The sequence below is a fragment of the Amycolatopsis sp. NPDC059235 genome (assembly GCF_042754125.1).
Classification (GTDB): Bacteria; Actinomycetota; Actinomycetes; order Mycobacteriales; family Pseudonocardiaceae; genus Amycolatopsis; species Amycolatopsis albidoflava.
Map to the genome: position 1 here is coordinate 128,385 of NZ_JBHZAG010000009.1, position 16,812 is coordinate 145,196.

A 16,812-nucleotide genomic window follows, 5' to 3' on the forward strand; every position below is an offset into this window, starting at 1 on the left:
AAAAGCCGTGAAGGGCCCCTTGAGGGAATCAGATTCCCTCAAGGGGCCCTTCACGGACCGAAACTCAGTCGGACGTCTCGGCGAACCTCGCGGTCACGGCTTCGCGGCCGCGTTTGCTCAGTTCGCCGAAGAGGCGCAGCCGGGCGAGGCCGCCGTCGGGATAGATGTCCAGCCGGACTTCGGTTACCTCGGGGCCGTCGTCAGCCAGGGCGAAGCGGTGGCGGGTGTCGGGCTGCAACCTGGTGCGCGGCAACAACTCCACCCACTCGCCCTCGTCGACGCGGCCGCTCACCGAGGCCCAGCCGGGCGCGTTTCCCTTGAGGTTGCTGGTGTCCAGTTCCACGAACCGGATCAAGCCCGCGCCCGCCAGCCGCACCGTTGCCCAGTCGTTGCCGTCGTCGCGGCGGCGGGCGGTTTCCCAGCCTTCCGCCTGGTGTGCGGCGAGGCCCGGCGACAGCATGTTGTTCGGCGACGAATAGAACATGTCGCTGCATCCGGTGACGACCGCGCCGTTTTCCAAGGCCGCCAGGTCCAGCGAGCGTGGGTCCAGCAACGAAGGGTCGGGGACCGGCGAACCGTGTACCCGCAGTCGCGCGACGCCGCCGTCGGGGTGCTGGGTGAGGCGTACGTGGGTGTAGCGACGCGGGGACGTCACCTTGTAGTAGTTCTCCGAGTCGCCGACCGCCGGTTCGTGGTCGACCAGGACGTCCCAGTCGGCGTCCTGCAGTTCCGCCGCGCTCGGGTAGCCGGGGACGGAAGTCGCCGCCACGGACACGAAGGGCGGGTAGTTGCCCTTGAAGAACGCCGTGTCCACCACCACGCCGGACACCACGCCGCCGAGGCCGAGGCGGACCAGGGCGTGATCGTCGCCGGGTTCGCGGTGCCGCCGGGTCTCCCAGCCGTCGTACACCTGGCCCTTCGGGCCGAACGTTTCGGCGCGGTGCGCCGGCCGCCACGGGTTGACCAGGTTTTCCTTTTCGGCGAACAGTTCGTCGCTCGCCCACATTACGGTGCCCCCGAACAGGCGCGAGGCCAGATCGGGCTGGGTAGTCCACTCCGGACGGTCGGACACGTGCTCCTCCATCTCTTCAGCAATTGCCCCGGGTCAGCAAAGTCCCCTTCGGCTCGTCGCCGGTCACCGGCTCGCCGCGCAGCCAGGTGCCGCGCACGACGCCGGCCAGCGGACGCTGGTCGTACGCGCTCACCGGGTTGCGGTGCGCGAGCTTCGCGACGTCCACGACGAAGGCTTCGTCAGGCGCGAAGACGCAGAAATCGGCGTCCCCGCCCACTTCCAGCTTGCCCTTGCGCGTCATCCCCACCTGCGCGGCCGGACGCTCGGCCATCCACCGCACCACGTCGACGAGACTGAAGCCACGCTGGCGGGCCTGCGTCCAGATCGCGGGCAGGCCGAGCTGCAGGCTGGAGATTCCGCCCCAGGCGAGACCGAAATCGCCGGTGTCAAAGCGTTTCAGCTCCGGCGTGCACGGCGAATGGTCGCTGACGATCGTGTCGATCGTGCCGTCCGCCAAACCCTGCCACAGCAATTCCCGGTTCGCAGCCTCGCGAATCGGCGGGCAGCACTTGAATTGCGTTGCCCCGTCCCGGATTTCCTCCGCGACGAACGACAGGTAGTGCGGGCAAGTCTCCACCGACAGCGCGACTCCCTCACGGCGCGCACTGGCGATCAGCGGCAAAGCGTCCGAAGAGGACAGGTGCAGGACGTGCGCGCGGGCGCCGGTGCGCCGGGCCGCTTCGATCACGTGCGTGATGGCCAGGTTTTCCGCACCGCGCGGGCGGGAACCGAGGAAGTCGTGGTACTTCTCGCCGTGCGGATCGGGAGCCGCGTCGATCGCTTCGGAATCCTCCGCGTGCACGATCATCTGCGCGTCGAAGGACTTCAGCTCGCGCAGCGCGGATTCCAGACCGGCGGCGTCGAGCGGAGGGAATTCGTCGACGCCGGAGTGCAGCAGGAAGCATTTGAAGCCGAAGACGCCCTCGTCGTGCAGACCGCGCAGATCGCCTTCGTTGCCGGGAATCGCGCCGCCCCAGAACCCGACGTCCACGTGCACCCGGCCGCTCGCCGCCTTGCGCTTGACCTCCAGCGCGGCCACGTCGACCGTCGGCGGCAGGCTGTTGAGCGGCATGTCCACGATCGTCGTGACGCCGCCGGCCGCGGCCGCGCGCGTCGCGGTCTCGAAGCCCTCCCACTCGGCGCGACCAGGGTCGTTGACGTGGACGTGGGTGTCCACGAGTCCGGGCAGCAGCACCTCGTCTTCGCCCAGGTCAACGACCCGCGCACCGGCCATCTCGACGACACCGGGTTCGACCGCGGCGATCCGGCCGTCCCGCACGCCGATCGTCGCCGGCCCGAGACCGGCGGGGGTCACCGCACGCGCGGCCCGCACCACGAGGTCCATCGACGGCACCCTCCAGTTCCACGTTACGGAAAGAGTCTTTCGCTCACCGAGATTAGACACGTCCTTCCCGGCTCGTCAACGCCGTCCCTCCCACGTTACGGTCACCGGGTGGAGTTGGAAGCCGAGTTCACCAGCGAGCCGTTCCGCGGCGAGGGCGCACCGCCCGAGCACGCCGTCCGCGCCCGCGACGCCGCCGACGCGGCCGGGCTCGACACCGACTTCGGCCCGCTCGGCACCCTGGCCCGCGGGTCCGCCGACGAACTGTTCGCCGCCTTGCCGTCCATCGCCCGCGCCGCCCTCGAAGGCGGGGCCACCAGGGTGACGCTGCAACTGCGCCGGACCGACGATTCCGACACCGTTCCGGCGGTCGAACTCAACAGCGCGCTGTCGCGATTGATCGCCGACGTGGAACGCGAACTCGGTTCGAAACTCCGCGAACTCGACCGCCCGGAAAAGCAGCGCGCGGTGCGCCTGCTGCGCGAGCGAGGGGCCTTCAACCTGCGGAAATCGGTTTCGGCGGTCGCTGAGGAACTGGGCGTCACGCGGTTCACGGTCTACAACTACCTCAACCGGGAAGCCGACTGAAAGAGCCGTGAGCCGCGATTCAACAAAGTGTTGACGCACGCTCGACCCGGCCGTACGGTCAGCGGAACACCACCTCCCCGGAGGAGATTCCGTTGCCGCTCGCACTCGCCGAGTTCAACTCCGCATCCGCCGCCGAACTCCGGCCGACGCTCACCGCCTGCCTGGCCGTGCCGCGTTGGGTCGACACGGTGCTCGACGGCCGCCCGTACGCCGATTTCGCCGCGCTGAGCAAGAGCGCCGACAGCGCAACCCCGTTACAGCGCAACGAGATCCGCGACGCGATCGCCGCGCACCCGAGAATCGGGGAACGCCCCACCAGCAAGGGCAGCGACGCCGATTGGTCGCGTTCGGAGCAGTCCGGAGTGGACAATGCGGACGAATTCGCCGCCGCCAACGCCGAGTACGAAGAACGTTTCGGCCATGTGTTCCTGGTGTGCGCCAGCGGCCGCAGCGGCGAGGAACTGCTCGCGAACCTGCGGTCCCGGCTCGGCAACGACCCGGACACCGAACTCGACGTCGCTGGCGCGGAGCTGGCCAAGATCGCGCAACTGCGCCTCGCGAAAGCGGTAACAGCATGAGCGCCGCTTGCAAGCGAATCATGGATATTCATGCCGTCGCCTCCCAGACAGACAGCGTGAAACTCGTCAAGGAGGCGACGGCATGAGCCTCGTAACAACGCACGTTCTCGACACCGCCACGGGTAAGCCCGCCGCCGGGATCGCCGTGCGCTTCGAGCGCCAGGACGGCTCGCTGCTCGCCGAAGGCGCGACCGACGACGACGGCCGCATCCGCGACCTCGGCCCGGACACGCTCGCCCCCGGGGTGTACCGGCTGATCTTCGACACCGAGAGCTACCTCGGCCCGGAGGCGTTCTTCCCCGACGTCACGATCGCTTTCCGGATCGTCGACGGCACGTCGCACCACCACGTGCCGGTGTTGCTGAGCCCGTTCGCCTATTCCACCTATCGCGGGAGCTGACATGGGAATCTCGTTGGGCCCCAACCAGTACGGCAAGGCGGAGGTCCGCCTCGTCACCGTCCGGCGCACCGGCGGCGTGCACCACCTGCGCGACCTCACGGTGTCCTCGGCGCTGCGCGGCGACCTGTCGGCCACGCACCTGACCGGCGACAACTCCGCCGTGCTGGCCACCGACACACAGAAGAACACGATGTACGCCTTCGCCAAGCAGCAGGACGTCGGCGAGATCGAAGACTTCGCCCTCCGGCTCGGCAGGCGCTTCGTGGACACGCAGGAGAAGATCACCGGCGCGCGGGTCTCCGTCGAAGAGCAGGAGTGGGACCGCATCACGGTGGACGGCGCGCCGCACGACCACTCGTTCAGCAGCTCCGGCGGCGAACGCCGCACCACCACCGTCACCGTGCACGCCGACCGCGCCTGGGTGGTGTCCGGAGTGGACGGTCTCGTGGTCCTCAAGTCCACCGGGTCCGAATTCCACGGTTACCCGAAAGACGAATACACCACGCTCGTCGAAACCGACGACCGCATTCTCGCCACCGCCGTCACCGCGCGCTGGCGTTACGAGGGATTCACCGGGATCGACTGGGCCAAGAGCCATCGGGAGATCCGGCAGACGCTCCTGGAGACGTTCGCCACCAAGCACAGTCTTTCGCTGCAGCAGACCCTGTACGCGATGGGCGAAGCCGTGCTGCGGGCACGGCCGGAAGTAGCCGAGATCCGGTTCTCTCTGCCCAACAAGCACCATTTCCTCGTCGATCTAAGCCCCTTCGGCCTCGAGAACCACAACGAGGTGTTCTACGCCGCCGACCGACCGTACGGCCTCATCGAAGGCACGGTGGTCCGCGACGAAGCCGAAGAGCCCGGCCCGGCCTGGACCGACGCCGTGCTCTAGCCCCGAGTCCCCTCCGGGAGAGCGCATGTCAGTTACACAGGAACGACCTTCTCGGCACCCCGTGGACGTGCGGCCTCCGCTGCCGCAGTTGATCCTCGGAGGAATCCAGCACGTCGCGGCCATGTACGCCGGAGTGGTGGCGCCACCGCTCGTCATCGGCGCGGCCGTCGGCCTCTCCCCCGGCCAGCTCACGCTGTTGATCAGCGCGGCGCTGTTCACCGCGGGGCTGGCCACCCTGTTGCAGACCCTCGGCTTCTGGCGCTTCGGCGCGAGACTGCCGCTGGTCAACGGCGTCACTTTCGCCGCCGTAGCGCCAATTCTGTCCATCGCGGCGCAGCATCGCGACGGCAACGCGTTGGGCGTCGTGTACGGCGCCACGCTCGCCGGCGGCGTGTTCGTAGTGCTCGCCGCACCGTTTTTCTCCAAGCTGACGCGGTTTTTCCCGCCGGTGGTGACGGGGACGGTCATCACGCTCATCGGGATCTCCCTGCTGCCGGTCGCCGTGCAGTGGATCGCCGCGCAGCACAAGTCGGCCAAGCCCAGCGGGCTCGTGCTGGCCGGGATCACGCTGGTCGCGGTGCTCGTCTTCACCCGGTTCCTGACCGGGTTCTGGAGCCGGATCGCGCTGCTGCTCGGCCTGGTCGCGGGCACCGCCGTGGCGTGGCCGCTCGGCCAAGTCGACACGTCGACGCTCCGGCAGGCCCCGGTGTTCGGCATCGTGACGCCGTTCCACTTCGGCACGCCGACGTTCGACGTGGCGGCGATCGTCTCGATGCTCATCGTGATGCTCGTAGTGATGGCGGAAAGCACCGCCGACCTGCTGGCACTCGGCGAGATCGTGGACCGGCCGACCACCAGCCGGGTACTGGCCGACGGCCTGCGCGCGGACGGGCTTTCCACCGCCGTCGGCACGATCTTCGGCGGGTTCGCCTGCACGGCGTTCGCGCAGAACATCGGGCTCGTGTCGCTCACCCGCATGGTGAGCCGGTACGTGGTCGCGGCCAGCGGCGTGGTGCTCGTGCTGCTGGGCGTGTTCCCGATGACCGGCGGGATCGTCGCGCTGGTGCCGCAGCCGGTGCTCGGCGGGGCCGGGCTGGTGCTGTTCGGCAGCGTCGCGGTGAGCGGCATCCGGACGCTCGCGAAGGCGTCGTTCGAGCATCCGATCAACGTCGCGATCGTCGCCGCGTCGCTCGGCGTCGGGCTGATCCCGATCGCGATGCCGGACTTCTACTCCGGGTTCCCGGCGGCGCTGCAGGTCGTGCTCAACTCCGGGATCAGCGCGGGCTGCGTGACCGCGGTGGTGCTCAACCTGGTGCTCCGGCCGCGCTTGATAGAACGCTCTACTGTCAAGGAGCTATCCTCGGTGGCGTGACAGGCACCAAGGACCGCATCCTCGCCGCCGGGGCGGAGTTGTTCCGGCAAGGCGGGTACGCAGGCACCGGCATGAAGCAGATTGTCGAGAAGGCCGGCGCGCCCTTCGGGTCGGTGTACCACTTCTTCCCCGGCGGCAAGGAGCAGCTGGGCGAAGAAGTGGTACGCACCTCGGGGATGCAATACGCACAGCTGTTCGAGGTCTTCATCACCCCGGCGCCGGACCTGATCACCGGCCTCGAAACCTTCTTCGCGGGCGCGGTCACCACACTGCTCGACACCGACTACGTCGAGGGCTGCCCGATCGCGACCGTCGCGCTCGAAGTGGCGACCACGAACGAACCCCTGCGCAAGGCCACCGCGGACGTGTTCGAAGCGTGGACCAAAGCGGGCACCAAGGGTTTCTCCGCCTTCGGCCTTCCCGAGGAGCACGCCCGCACGCTCACGCTCGCCTTGGTGACCAGCCTGGAGGGCGCGTTTGTGTTGTGCCGTTCCATGCGCACGACTGAACCGATGGCGGTCGCGGGCGCGGCGGTGGTCGACGTAGCGCGACGGCTGCTGACCGAACTGGGTGACGACGGGAAACGCCGCACCGGGGACGGCTAAGCTGGAACCAACATCCGGGTCCGCGGGAGGTGGCCGGTGTTCGGTCTCAGCATCGACCACATCGTGATTCTGTTGCTCGCCGGGTTGTTCATCCTCGGCCCGGAACGGCTGCCCGAGGCCGCGCGCTGGGTCGCGCAGACCGTGAAACGGGCCCGCGGGTTCGCCGCGGGCACCAAGGCCCAGCTGGAATCCGAGCTCGGCCCGGAGTACCAGGAGCTGCGGAAACCGTTGCAGGAACTGCAGTCTCTGCGGATCGGCAATCCCCGGGCCGCCGTGACGAGGTATTTGCTCGACGACACTCCCCCGGCCGCCAGCCCGGCGCCCCCTCCTGCTCCGGTGGCGGTTCCGTTGCGGGCCAACGAACGGCCGCCGGTCGACCCCGACGCCACCTGATCATTCCGCCGCGCGCCACGCCCATCCGGCCAGCACGAGCAGTTCGACCAGCTCCAGCACCGCCATCAGCCGTTCCACGAGCCCGGTGGCGACGGTCGGCAGATGCTGCCCGAATGCGACATTAGCCGCGAACGGAATGAGAAACGGCAGAAAGAACGGCACGGCGGTCAGCGCCAAAATGCGCGACCAGCGCGCGTAACCCCGCCATTGCGGCGAATTCCGGTGCGCCCAGCCGAGCAGCCAGCCGGCTAACGGCAAACTCACACAACTGATCCCGGTCGCGCCCAGATGCACTTTGCCGACCCAGGTCACCGCATTTCCCTGCGGGTCCTTCGTGAACAACGCCACCGCCGCGAGCCCGGCGCACCAGGCGACCACCGCGACGACCGTCAGCGGCCCGGACAGAATCCCCCGGCGGCGCAGGACCAGCGCCACCACCACCGAACTGGCCGACGTCAGCAGCATCGCCGCCGCCCACATCCACCAGCCGGGAGTCCAGGCGTAGTCGCTGAGCATCGCGCTGACCGGGTCGATCGGCCCCCAGTAGCGGTCGACGTGCAGCACCACCAGGAACGCGGCCGCGACCAGCACCGCGGCTACCGCCGCGCCGAGCGCGAGTTTCGTTCCTGTCGCCGACGGGGCTGGCGCCGGAGCCTGGATCGGCACCGGGGTCAGTTCTGTCGCCACTGCTGGTTCTCCGCTCGCCCGTCCGCTTTACCGCAGCATATCCTGGCCGCGCGCTCGTCACTTTCGGACAGTCTGGCCGAATTGCCGCGCATTCTCAGCGTCCTGCCAGAAATCGTGACTACCCTCGCGGCCGTTCACTGCTTGCTAAAGACGGGAAATTCATGCCTGCCGCGCGCGGTACGGAATTGCGGCTGCTTCTGCTCGCGGTGGCGATCGTCTGGTTCGCGTTCCTGCTCGTGGACGCGAACGCCTTGGGGCAGATCACCTTCTCGATCGTCGGCTACGGCGCGTCGTTCACCGCGGTCGCGGTGGTGGCGCACCTCGCGGTGCGGCGCTGGGCCCCGTACGCGGATCCGCTGATCCTGCCGTGCACCGTGCTGCTGAACGGCCTTGGCCTGGTGGTGATCCACCGGATCGACCTCGGGCTCGCCGAACAGGCGGTGCAGCGCGGCAAGGTGTACTCGGCCGTCGCCGGACAGCAGGTGCTGTGGACGGTCGTGGCGCTGGTGCTGTTCCTGGCCGTGCTCGGGTTCGTGCGCGACCACCGCGTGCTGACCCGCTACGGCTATCTCGCCGGGCTGGCCGGGATCGTCGCGGTGCTGCTGCCCGCGCTGCTGCCGGCGTCGCTGTCGGAAGCGGGCGGCGCGAAGGTGTGGATCAGGATCGGTCCGCTGTCGCTCCAGCCGGGCGAATTCGCGAAGCTGCTGCTGATCGTCTTCGCCGCGACCACCCTGGTGGCGAAACGGGAGTTGTTCCGCGTGGCCGGGCGGAAGGTGCTCGGCGTCGAACTGCCGCGGGCGCGCGACCTCGGGCCGATCATCCTCGCCGCGCTCGGCTGTGTGGCGGTGCTGGCGTTCGAGAAGGAACTCGGCGCCTCGCTGCTGTTCTTCGGGATCGTGCTGGTGATGATCTACCTCGCGACCGAGCGGGTGATCTGGGTGTACGCCGGGCTGACGGTGTTCGCCGGCGGGTGCGTGCTGGCGTACTTCCTGTTCAACCACGTGCGGCAGCGGGTCGCGAACTGGATGGACCCGCTCGCCACCTACGACCAGGCCGGCGGCGGGTACCAGGTCGCGCAAGGATTGTTCGGCCTCGGCACCGGCGGCATGGGCGGAACCGGCCTCGGCGCGGGCAGGCCGGACATCGTGCCGGAGGCGAACACCGACTTCATCACCGCCAGCATCGGCGAGGAGCTGGGCTTTCTCGGACTGGCCGCGGTGCTGATGCTGTACCTGCTGATCGCGCTGCGCGGGATGCGGCACGCGCTGGCCGTCCGCGACAGCTTCGGCAAACTCCTCGGCGGCGGGCTCGCGTTCACCGTGGTGATGCAGATTTTCGTGGTCGTGGGCGGGGTGACGAAGCTGATCCCGGAAACCGGGATCACCGCGCCGTTCCTGTCGAAGGGCGGCTCGTCGCTGCTCGCGAACTACATCCTGGTCGCGCTGCTGCTGCGGATCTCGGACGCGGCGCGCAAGCCGAGCGCGACCGATCCGGTGCAAGCGGTGCGGGCGCCGCTGGCTGAGGCGGGAACAGTGCTGGTCAGACGGCCGCAGTGAGCCAGATGACAGGACGGGGACGGCTTGGGGACGCCGCCCGACAGCGTCTCTCCCGTCCGGTCATCGACTGCGAAAGGACTGACATGTCATCGAGGGGAATGCTGCGGCTCGCCGGAGCCGGCGCGGCCGCGGCAATGCTGACTGCCGCCTTGTCCGGAACCGCCTCCGCGGGGGAACAATCCGGCACCGCCATCGCGAACTTCTTCATCCATCGCGCGGGAACCAGCGCCTGCCTGGACAGCAACACCAAGGGCGATGTCTACACGCTCACGTGCAACGAGGGGCGGAACCAGGCGTGGACGAACTACGCCCCGGGCAAGTTCCGGAACCTGGAGACCAACGCCTGCCTCGCCGCGAGCAGAACGGCCGTGTTCACCACGACCTGCTCGTCCAACACCACTGACTGGACGACCTCGTCCACGACGAACAAGTACTTCAAGAACGTGCAGACCGGGCTCTGCCTGAACAACAGCGGCGGCAGCCCCGAAGCGGTCGGGGTGCGGATCTGCCACGCGCCGACCGCGCTGTGGACCGTGGAACGAGCCTGACGCTGGAACCGGTGGGTCGCCCGGGAGGGCGGCCTACCGGTCTTCCCGCAGCCGAGCGCTCGCCTTCGCCAGTTCTGCCGCGATCGACGACTCGTCAGCCGTCTTGAGCTGCCCGCGGTCCACCACCGCTTTCCCGCCCACGAACAGCTTCCGCAGCGGCGGCGGCGCGGCCAGCACCAACGCCGCGACCGGATCGTCGATCCCCGCGTAATTGAGGCCGTTCAAGTCCCACACCGCCAGATCCGCGAGCTTCCCGACCTCCACCGAGCCCATGTCACGCTCCCGGCCGAGGCAGCGCGCGCCGCCCATCGTGCCTAGCCACAACGCTTCTCGCGTGGTCAACCCCGTCGGCCCGCCGCGTTGCCGGGCCTGCAGCAACGCCTGATGCAACTCCTCCGCCAAGCCGCCGGATTCGCTGGAAGCCGCGCCGTCAACGCCCAATCCGACCGGAGCACCGGCGTCGAGCAAGTCCCGCACGGGAGCGATTCCGGTGCCCAGCCTGCCGTTCGAGGTCGGGCAATGCGCGGAACCCGTAGCAGTCGCGCCGAAACGGCGGATCGCGTCCGGCGCGAGGTGGACGGTGTGCGCGAGCCAGACGTCCGGTGCCAGCCAGCCCAGTTTGTCCGCGTATTCAGCGGGGGTGAGACCGGTTTCGGCGAGGCATTGCTGTTCCTCGTCCTGGGTTTCGGCCAGATGCGTGTGCAGCCGGACGCCCTTGCGGCGGGCCAGTTCGGCCGACTCGGCCATCAGCCGCTCGGTGACGCTGAACGGCGAGCACGGGCCCGCCGCGATCTGCAGGTGCGCGCCCGGCGAGGCGTCGTGGTAGCGGTCGATCGCGGCTTCGGTGCCGAGGAGGGCGGCTTCAGCGGTCTCGACCAGGCTGTCCGGCGGCAGGCCGCCGTCCGATTCGCCGCGGTCCATCGAGCCGCGGACCAGGTGCAGCCGCAGGCCGATCCGCTCCCGCGCGGCGGCGAGCGCGGCTACCTGATCGCCGCCGTCGCGCGGGAAAACGTAGTGGTGGTCGGCGACCGTGGTGCAGCCGGTCAGGGCGAGCCGCGCCATTCCGGCGGAGCCCGCGGCGTGCGTGATCTCCGCGTCCAGCTTGGCCCACACCGGATACAGCGCGACCAGCCACTCGAACAGCGTGTGGTCGGCGGCGAGGCCGCGGGTGGCCCATTGGTAAAGATGATGGTGCGTGTTCACGAGGCCCGGCGTGACGAGGCAGCCAGCGGCGTCGACGCGTTCGTCGGCCTCGCCGGTGAACGCTCCGTCGCCGACGGCCGCGATGCGGTCGTCCTCGATCACGACGTGTCCGTCGCGGTACTCGGGACCGCTGACCGTCGCGATCGCGGCGTTCTCGACGACTGTCCTCATGCGACACTCACCTCCGGAAGAGTTCGTGAGTGGCTACCCCGAAACCGATGCAGCCACTCACGAATCCCGTCACAACGCCTTGGCCGCGCGATCCGCCACCAGGTTCAGGAACCGGCTCGGGTCCTTCAGCTCCCCGCCCTCGGCGAGCAGCGCCATGCCGTGCAGCAGCTCCGCCGTCTCGGCCAGCGACGTGTCCTCCGGGTGCTCGGCGAACGCCTTGCGCAGGCCGGTCACCAGCGCGTGCTCCGGGTTCAGCTCCAGAACCCGCTTCACCGGCGGCAGTTCCTGCCCCATCGCCCGGTACATCTTCTCCAGCGTCGGCGTCATGTCGCCCGCGTCGCCGACGATGCAGGACGGCGACGTCGTCAGCCGCGAGGACAGCCGGACCTCCTTGACGGTGTCGGTCAGCGTCGCCGACATCCACTTCAGCAAGTCCTCGTACTCGGCCTTCTTCTCTTCGGACGTCTCGTCGCCGAGGTCGACCTCGCCCTTCGCGATCGACTGGAACGTCTTGCCGTCGAAGCCGCTCGCCGACTCGGTCCACATCTCGTCCACCGGGTCGGTGAGGATCAGCACCTCGTACCCCTTGGCGCGGAACGCTTCCAGGTGCGGCGAGTTCTCGATGACGGTGCGCGAATCGCCGGTCAGGTAGTAGATGTGCTCCTGGCCGTCCTTCATCCGCGACACGTAGTCGCGCAGCGAGGTCGGCTTCTCCGCGTGGTGCGTCGAGTCGAACGACGAGATCTCGAGGATCTGCTCCCGGTTCTCCGGGTCGTCGATCAGGCCTTCCTTGACCGCGCGGCCGAACTCCTGCCAGAACGTCGAGTACTTCTCGGCCTCCTCGGTCATCATCGTCTTGACCGTCGAGAGGATCTTCTTCTCCAGCCGCCGCCGGATCGCGCGGATCTGCCGGTCCTGCTGCAGGATTTCGCGCGACACGTTCAGCGACAGATCCGCCGCGTCGACGACACCCTTCACGAAGCGCAGGTAGTTCGGCATCAGCGCTTCGCAGTCGTCCATGATGAACACGCGCTTGACGTACAGCTGCACGCCGCGCTTCGCGTCCCGCATGAACAGGTCCACCGGCGCGCGCGAGGGCAGGAACAACAGCGCCTGGTACTCGAAGGTGCCCTCGGCCTGCATCCGGACCGTCTCGAGCGGATCGGTCCAGTCGTGGCTGATGTGCTTGTAGAACTCGTGGTACTCCTCGTCGGAGACCTCGTCCTTCGAACGCGCCCAGAGCGCCTTCATCGAGTTGACGGTCTCGAGACCGCCCTCTTCGTCTTCCTTCGTTTCTTTGGCCATCTGCACCGGCCAGGTGATGAAGTCCGAGTAGCGCTTGACGATCTCGCGGACCTTCCACGGCGACGTGTAGTCGTAGAGGTGGTCCTCGTCGTCGGCGGGCTTGAGGTGCAGCGTCACCGAGGTGCCCTGCGGGGCGTCGGAGAGGGATTCGATCGTGTAGGTGCCCTCGCCGGTGGACTCCCAGCGGACGCCCTCGTCGGAGCCCGCGCGCCGGGTCACCAGCGTGACCTTGTCGGCGACCATGAAGCTGGAGTAGAAGCCGACGCCGAACTGCCCGATCAGGTCCTGGCCGGCGGACTCTTTCGACTCCTTCAGCTTGCGCAGGAAGTCGGCGGTGCCGGATTTCGCGATGGTGCCGATCAGGTTGACGACGTCGTCCCGGCTCATGCCGATGCCGTTGTCGCGCACGGTGAGGGTGCGCGCGTCGGAGTCGAGAAGGATCTCGATGTGCAGGTTGTCGGTCTCGGCCCGCAGATCCTTGTCGCGATACGTCTCCAGCCGCAGCTTGTCCAGCGCGTCGGAGGCGTTGGAGACCAACTCGCGCAGGAAGATGTCCTTGTTCGAGTAGATCGAGTGGATCATCAGCTGCAGCAGCTGGCGCGCCTCGGACTGGAACTCCAGCGTCTCGACCGTCCCGGTTTCCTCAGCCATGGCTTTCGTGTTTCCTTTCCCGCCCTCAAAAGACCGGGTTGAAGTCTACCGAGCGCGTACGACAAAACGTGCGGAGACCGTGAAGTCCGATTGCCGCCAGCGGAACCGTCGGAGCCCGGCCAGGCTGGCGGCCGTGACTGATCCCGCTGCCGTGCTCAACGGCATGTACCGAGCCGAAGCCGAGTATTTCGCCGCGGGCGGCCCCGGTTCGGCCTCTTTTGCTCCGCTGGCCCCGTATTTCGCCGAGGATGTCGTACTTCACCAGGCCGACGGACTGCCGTTCGGCGGCGACTGGCACGGCCACACCGGGCTGGAGAAGTTCTTCCTCGAGATGAGCCGGATCTGGGAGTCGTTCGAGATCGGCGAGCAGGAGTTCCTCGCCCTCGGCGCGACGTCGGTGGTGCTCACCCAGGTCCGTGCCCGGGCGCGGGCGACCGGACGGGAGCTGGAGTTCCCGATCCTGCAGGCGCTCCGGATCGAGGACGGGCGGATCGCCGAGGTGCGGCCGTTTTACTGGGACACCGCGGCGATCGCGAGTGCCTGCGCCGAGTAGCGCAGGCACTCGCGATCGTTCAGGCTTGCCGCCGCGCGTACGCGTCCAGCCGCGCCGGTTCAAAAGGCAACTCCGACTCCGCCAAGGCCCCGCAGTTGTACCCGCCGAGCAGATACCGGGCCAACGCCTCCGCCGTCGCGGGTTCGTCCAGCACTCCCCCGGCCGTCTTCGACGCGTAGTCCTGCAACCGCTTGGCCGCCGCCGGGGCACCCTCGCGGTAGAAGGCGTACGTCGCCGCATACCGGGTCGGCAACTGGTGCGGATGCAGGTCCCAGCCCTGGTAGAAGCCGTTCTCCAGCGACCGCCGCACCAGGCGCAGGTGTTCGGCCCAGGCTCCCGGCAGGTCGTCGCCCACCGGGAGCCGGTTGGTCGAACCGTCGGACAGCCGCACGCCCGTTCCGGCAGCCGCGACCTGCATCAACTGCTTCGCGAAGTCGGCCGCGGGGTGCGCCATACTCTGGTACGCCGCGCTGATGCCGAGACCCGCGCTGTAGTCGTAGGTCCCGTAATGCAGCCCGGAGCACCGGCCGTCCGCCGCCTGGATGATCTGCGCCACCGCGACCGTGCCATCGGTCGAAAGGATCGACTGCGCGGTCTCGATCTGCACTTCGAAGCGCAGCGCGCGGTCCGCCAGTCCGTACGCGGTTTCCAGCCGCCCCAACACTTCCGCGGCGACTTCGACCTGTTCGACCGCGGTGACCTTCGGCAGCGTCACCACGAATCCGTCCGGCAGCGATCCTTCGGACAGCAAGCCGGACAGGAACAAATCGAGCGTCCGGATGCCCCGTCGTCGCGTCGCGGCTTCGAAGCTCTTGAACCGGATTCCGACGAACGGAGTACCGCCGGTGGTCGCGAGCGTCCGCCCGGCGGCCTCCGCGGCCGCGTCCTCCGCTTCGTCGCCGGGATGGCCGTAGCCGTCCTCGAAGTCGATGCGGAGGTCCTCGATCGGCTCGGTGAGGAGCTTCTCGCGGACGCGCTCGGCCACCGCCGGGTCGAGGTTCAGCAGGTCGCCGTGTTCGACGAAGACCCGCATCGCCTGTTTGCCCCAATCGGCGACCAGGCGCGTGCGGTACTGCGACGCCGGCACGTACACCGTGTGCACCGGACGACGGCCCGGAGACTCGCCGGGATACCGCGCCGCCACGCGCGCGTCGGCCTCGGCCAACCGCGCGTCGGCGGCGGTGTAGACGTCCTCGGCGAGCCGTCCGCCGCCCATTACTGGATGTGCTCGTACGCCGGCAGGGTCAGGAAGTCCGGGAACTCGTCGGCCAGCGCGACCTGCTCGAACAGCTCGACCGCGGGCTTCAGCAGATCGTCGGAGACCTCGGCCGACAGCTCGCCCCGGACGTCGGCCACGACGCCGCGCACCAGCTCCGCGGTGACCGTCTCGCCGTTGTCCAGCTGCGTGCCGTTCTTGACCCACTGCCACACCTGCGACCGCGAAATCTCGGCAGTGGCGGCGTCCTCCATCAGGTTGTGGATCGCCGCCGCGCCGTTGCCGCCCAGCCACGAGGCCAGGTAGCGGATGCCGACGTCGACCGCCGCGCGCAGACCGGCCGCGGTGGCGCTGCCCGGCGTCGAGGCGACGTCCAGCAGCTGGTCGGCGGTCACGCTCACCTCGTCGCGGGTGCGCTCGAGCTGGTTCGGGTTGTCGCCGAGGACCTTGTCGAACTCTTCCTTGCAGAGTGCGACCATGCCCGGGTGCGCGACCCACGAACCGTCGAAGCCGTCCCCGGCCTCCCGCGACTTGTCGGCGTGCACCTTGTCGAAGGCGCCCTTGTTGGCTTCCGGGTCCTTGCTCGGGATGAACGCGGCCATGCCGCCGATCGCGAACGCGCCGCGCTTGTGGCAGGTGCGCACCAGCAGTTCGGTGTAGGCACGCATGAACGGCGCGGTCATGGTGACCGAGTTGCGGTCCGGCAGCACGAACTTCTCGCCCGCGTCGCGGAAGTACTTGATGACGCTGAACAGGTAGTCCCAGCGCCCCGCGTTGAGGCCCGAGGCGTGCTCGCGCAGTTCGTAGAGGATCTCTTCCATCTCGAACGCGGCCGGGATGGTCTCGATCAGCACGGTCGCGCGGACGGTGCCGTGCGGGATGCCGAGCGCCTTCTCCGCGTGGGTGAACACGTCGTTCCACAGCCGCGCTTCGAGGTGGCTTTCCATCTTCGGCAGGTAGAAGTACGGGCCCTTGCCGCGGTTGAGCAGCTCTTGCGCGTTGTGGAAGAAGTACAGGCCGAAGTCGACCAGCGCGCCGACGCCCTTGCGGCCGCCGAAGGTCAGGTTCCGCTCGTCGAGGTGCCAGCCGCGCGGGCGGACCACGATGGTGGCGTGCTCGACGTCCGGCTTCAGCTCGTAGTGCTTGCCGTTCTGGTCGAGCGTGATCGTGCCGCGGATCGCGTCGGACAGGTTGACCTGGCCGCCCACGACGTTCGCCCAGTGCGGCGTGTTGGCGTCCTCGAAGTCGGCGAGCCACACCTTGGCGCCGGAGTTGAGGGCGTTGATGGTCATCTTGCGATCGGTCGGACCGGTGATCTCCACGCGGCGGTCGCGCAGCGCGGCCGGGGCGCCGGCCACCTGCCAGTCGCTCTCGCGGACCTGCTTGGTCTCGGCGAGGAAATCGAGGCGGCCGGTGGTGCGGGCCTCCTCGCGCCGCTTGCCCCGCGCGACGAGGAGTTCGTCGCGCCGCGCGGCGTACTCGTCGTGCAAGCCCGCTACGAAAGCGAGGGCTTCCGGCGTCAGAATCTCGTCCCCACGCTCGACGGACCCGCCGAGAACCTGGACCTCAGACATGCGCAACACCCCGAGTAGTGCTTTGGATAACGTCCCTACGGTTTTTACCTGACGGACTATAGTTTCTGCATAGCGGAACATCAATCGGGTCTGTGAGGAGGACCAC

17 protein-coding genes are annotated in these 16,812 nt (G+C 68.5%); 10 read left to right on the forward strand and 7 right to left on the reverse strand.

Translation table 11 applies throughout. The features are described from left to right. Window positions 1-64: 64 nt before the first annotated feature. Window positions 65-1,084, reverse strand: a complete 1,020-nt coding sequence (gene alc / locus ACFXI3_RS09195) for an allantoicase (RefSeq protein WP_378399125.1) — start codon at window positions 1,082-1,084, stop codon at window positions 65-67. Between the two features lie 4 nt (window positions 1,085-1,088). Then, entirely contained in the window at window positions 1,089-2,417 is a 1,329-nt protein-coding gene (gene allB, locus ACFXI3_RS09200) for an allantoinase AllB (protein WP_378399126.1), read from the reverse strand. A 108-nt stretch (window positions 2,418-2,525) separates the two neighbouring features. Between allB and ACFXI3_RS09205 the strand changes: the two genes are divergently transcribed. From ACFXI3_RS09205 to tatB, 7 genes are all read left to right on the forward strand, one after another. Further along, the gene (locus ACFXI3_RS09205) at window positions 2,526-3,002 is read left to right on the forward strand and encodes a helix-turn-helix domain-containing protein (protein ID WP_344285986.1); all 477 of its coding nucleotides are present in this window, start codon (window positions 2,526-2,528) and stop codon (window positions 3,000-3,002) included. Window positions 3,003-3,094: 92 nt separating this feature from the next. Further along, entirely contained in the window at window positions 3,095-3,580 is a 486-nt protein-coding gene (gene uraD / locus ACFXI3_RS09210) for a 2-oxo-4-hydroxy-4-carboxy-5-ureidoimidazoline decarboxylase (RefSeq protein ID WP_378399128.1), read from the forward strand. Between the two features lie 82 nt (window positions 3,581-3,662). After that, complete coding sequence (uraH, locus tag ACFXI3_RS09215; protein ID WP_378399130.1) at window positions 3,663-3,980, forward strand: hydroxyisourate hydrolase; 318 nt, start codon at window positions 3,663-3,665, stop codon at window positions 3,978-3,980. Window position 3,981: 1 nt separating this feature from the next. Then, window positions 3,982-4,872 carry a factor-independent urate hydroxylase gene (gene pucL, locus ACFXI3_RS09220; RefSeq protein ID WP_344285984.1) on the forward strand — a complete coding sequence of 297 codons (891 nt, stop codon included), beginning with the start codon at window positions 3,982-3,984 and terminating at the stop codon, window positions 4,870-4,872. Window positions 4,873-4,897: 25 nt separating this feature from the next. Beyond that, entirely contained in the window at window positions 4,898-6,244 is a 1,347-nt protein-coding gene (locus ACFXI3_RS09225; protein ID WP_378399133.1) for a nucleobase:cation symporter-2 family protein, read from the forward strand. Then, window positions 6,241-6,849 (forward strand): TetR/AcrR family transcriptional regulator, encoded by a 609-nt coding sequence (locus ACFXI3_RS09230; RefSeq protein ID WP_378399135.1) that lies wholly within the window; start codon window positions 6,241-6,243, stop codon window positions 6,847-6,849. Before ACFXI3_RS09225 ends, ACFXI3_RS09230 begins: the two co-directional genes overlap by 4 nt. 36 nt (window positions 6,850-6,885) lie before the next feature. Then, the gene (gene tatB, locus ACFXI3_RS09235) at window positions 6,886-7,242 is read left to right on the forward strand and encodes a Sec-independent protein translocase protein TatB (RefSeq protein WP_344285981.1); all 357 of its coding nucleotides are present in this window, start codon (window positions 6,886-6,888) and stop codon (window positions 7,240-7,242) included. Here tatB and ACFXI3_RS09240 read toward each other — a convergent pair whose 3' ends face one another. Beyond that, window positions 7,243-7,929, reverse strand: coding sequence for a DUF998 domain-containing protein (locus tag ACFXI3_RS09240; protein ID WP_378399137.1), 687 nt, complete (start codon window positions 7,927-7,929; stop codon window positions 7,243-7,245). Window positions 7,930-8,090: 161 nt separating this feature from the next. Between ACFXI3_RS09240 and ACFXI3_RS09245 the strand changes: the two genes are divergently transcribed. Both ACFXI3_RS09245 and ACFXI3_RS09250 read left to right on the forward strand, forming a co-directional pair. After that, window positions 8,091-9,485: an FtsW/RodA/SpoVE family cell cycle protein gene (locus ACFXI3_RS09245; RefSeq protein WP_378399139.1), complete on the forward strand. Its 1,395-nt coding sequence runs from the start codon at window positions 8,091-8,093 to the stop codon at window positions 9,483-9,485. Window positions 9,486-9,568: 83 nt separating this feature from the next. Continuing rightward, window positions 9,569-10,033 (forward strand): ricin-type beta-trefoil lectin domain protein, encoded by a 465-nt coding sequence (locus ACFXI3_RS09250; protein ID WP_370939487.1) that lies wholly within the window; start codon window positions 9,569-9,571, stop codon window positions 10,031-10,033. 33 nt (window positions 10,034-10,066) lie between these two features. Here the strand turns inward: ACFXI3_RS09250 and ACFXI3_RS09255 are convergent, their stop codons facing one another. Further along, window positions 10,067-11,407: an 8-oxoguanine deaminase gene (locus tag ACFXI3_RS09255; RefSeq protein ID WP_378399141.1), complete on the reverse strand. Its 1,341-nt coding sequence runs from the start codon at window positions 11,405-11,407 to the stop codon at window positions 10,067-10,069. A 69-nt stretch (window positions 11,408-11,476) separates the two neighbouring features. After that, window positions 11,477-13,363 (reverse strand): molecular chaperone HtpG, encoded by a 1,887-nt coding sequence (gene htpG, locus ACFXI3_RS09260; RefSeq protein WP_378399143.1) that lies wholly within the window; start codon window positions 13,361-13,363, stop codon window positions 11,477-11,479. Between the two features lie 133 nt (window positions 13,364-13,496). On the opposite strand from htpG, the gene ACFXI3_RS09265 reads away from it, so the two are divergent. Then, window positions 13,497-13,916: a nuclear transport factor 2 family protein gene (locus tag ACFXI3_RS09265; protein ID WP_378399144.1), complete on the forward strand. Its 420-nt coding sequence runs from the start codon at window positions 13,497-13,499 to the stop codon at window positions 13,914-13,916. 19 nt (window positions 13,917-13,935) lie between these two features. On the opposite strand, the gene ACFXI3_RS09270 is transcribed toward ACFXI3_RS09265, so the two are convergent. Beyond that, entirely contained in the window at window positions 13,936-15,132 is a 1,197-nt protein-coding gene (locus ACFXI3_RS09270; RefSeq protein ID WP_378399145.1) for a DUF6986 family protein, read from the reverse strand. Beyond that, window positions 15,132-16,706 (reverse strand): malate synthase A, encoded by a 1,575-nt coding sequence (gene aceB / locus ACFXI3_RS09275; protein ID WP_378399146.1) that lies wholly within the window; start codon window positions 16,704-16,706, stop codon window positions 15,132-15,134. The genes ACFXI3_RS09270 and aceB overlap by 1 nt, the downstream gene beginning before the upstream one ends. Window positions 16,707-16,812 lie beyond the last annotated feature (106 nt).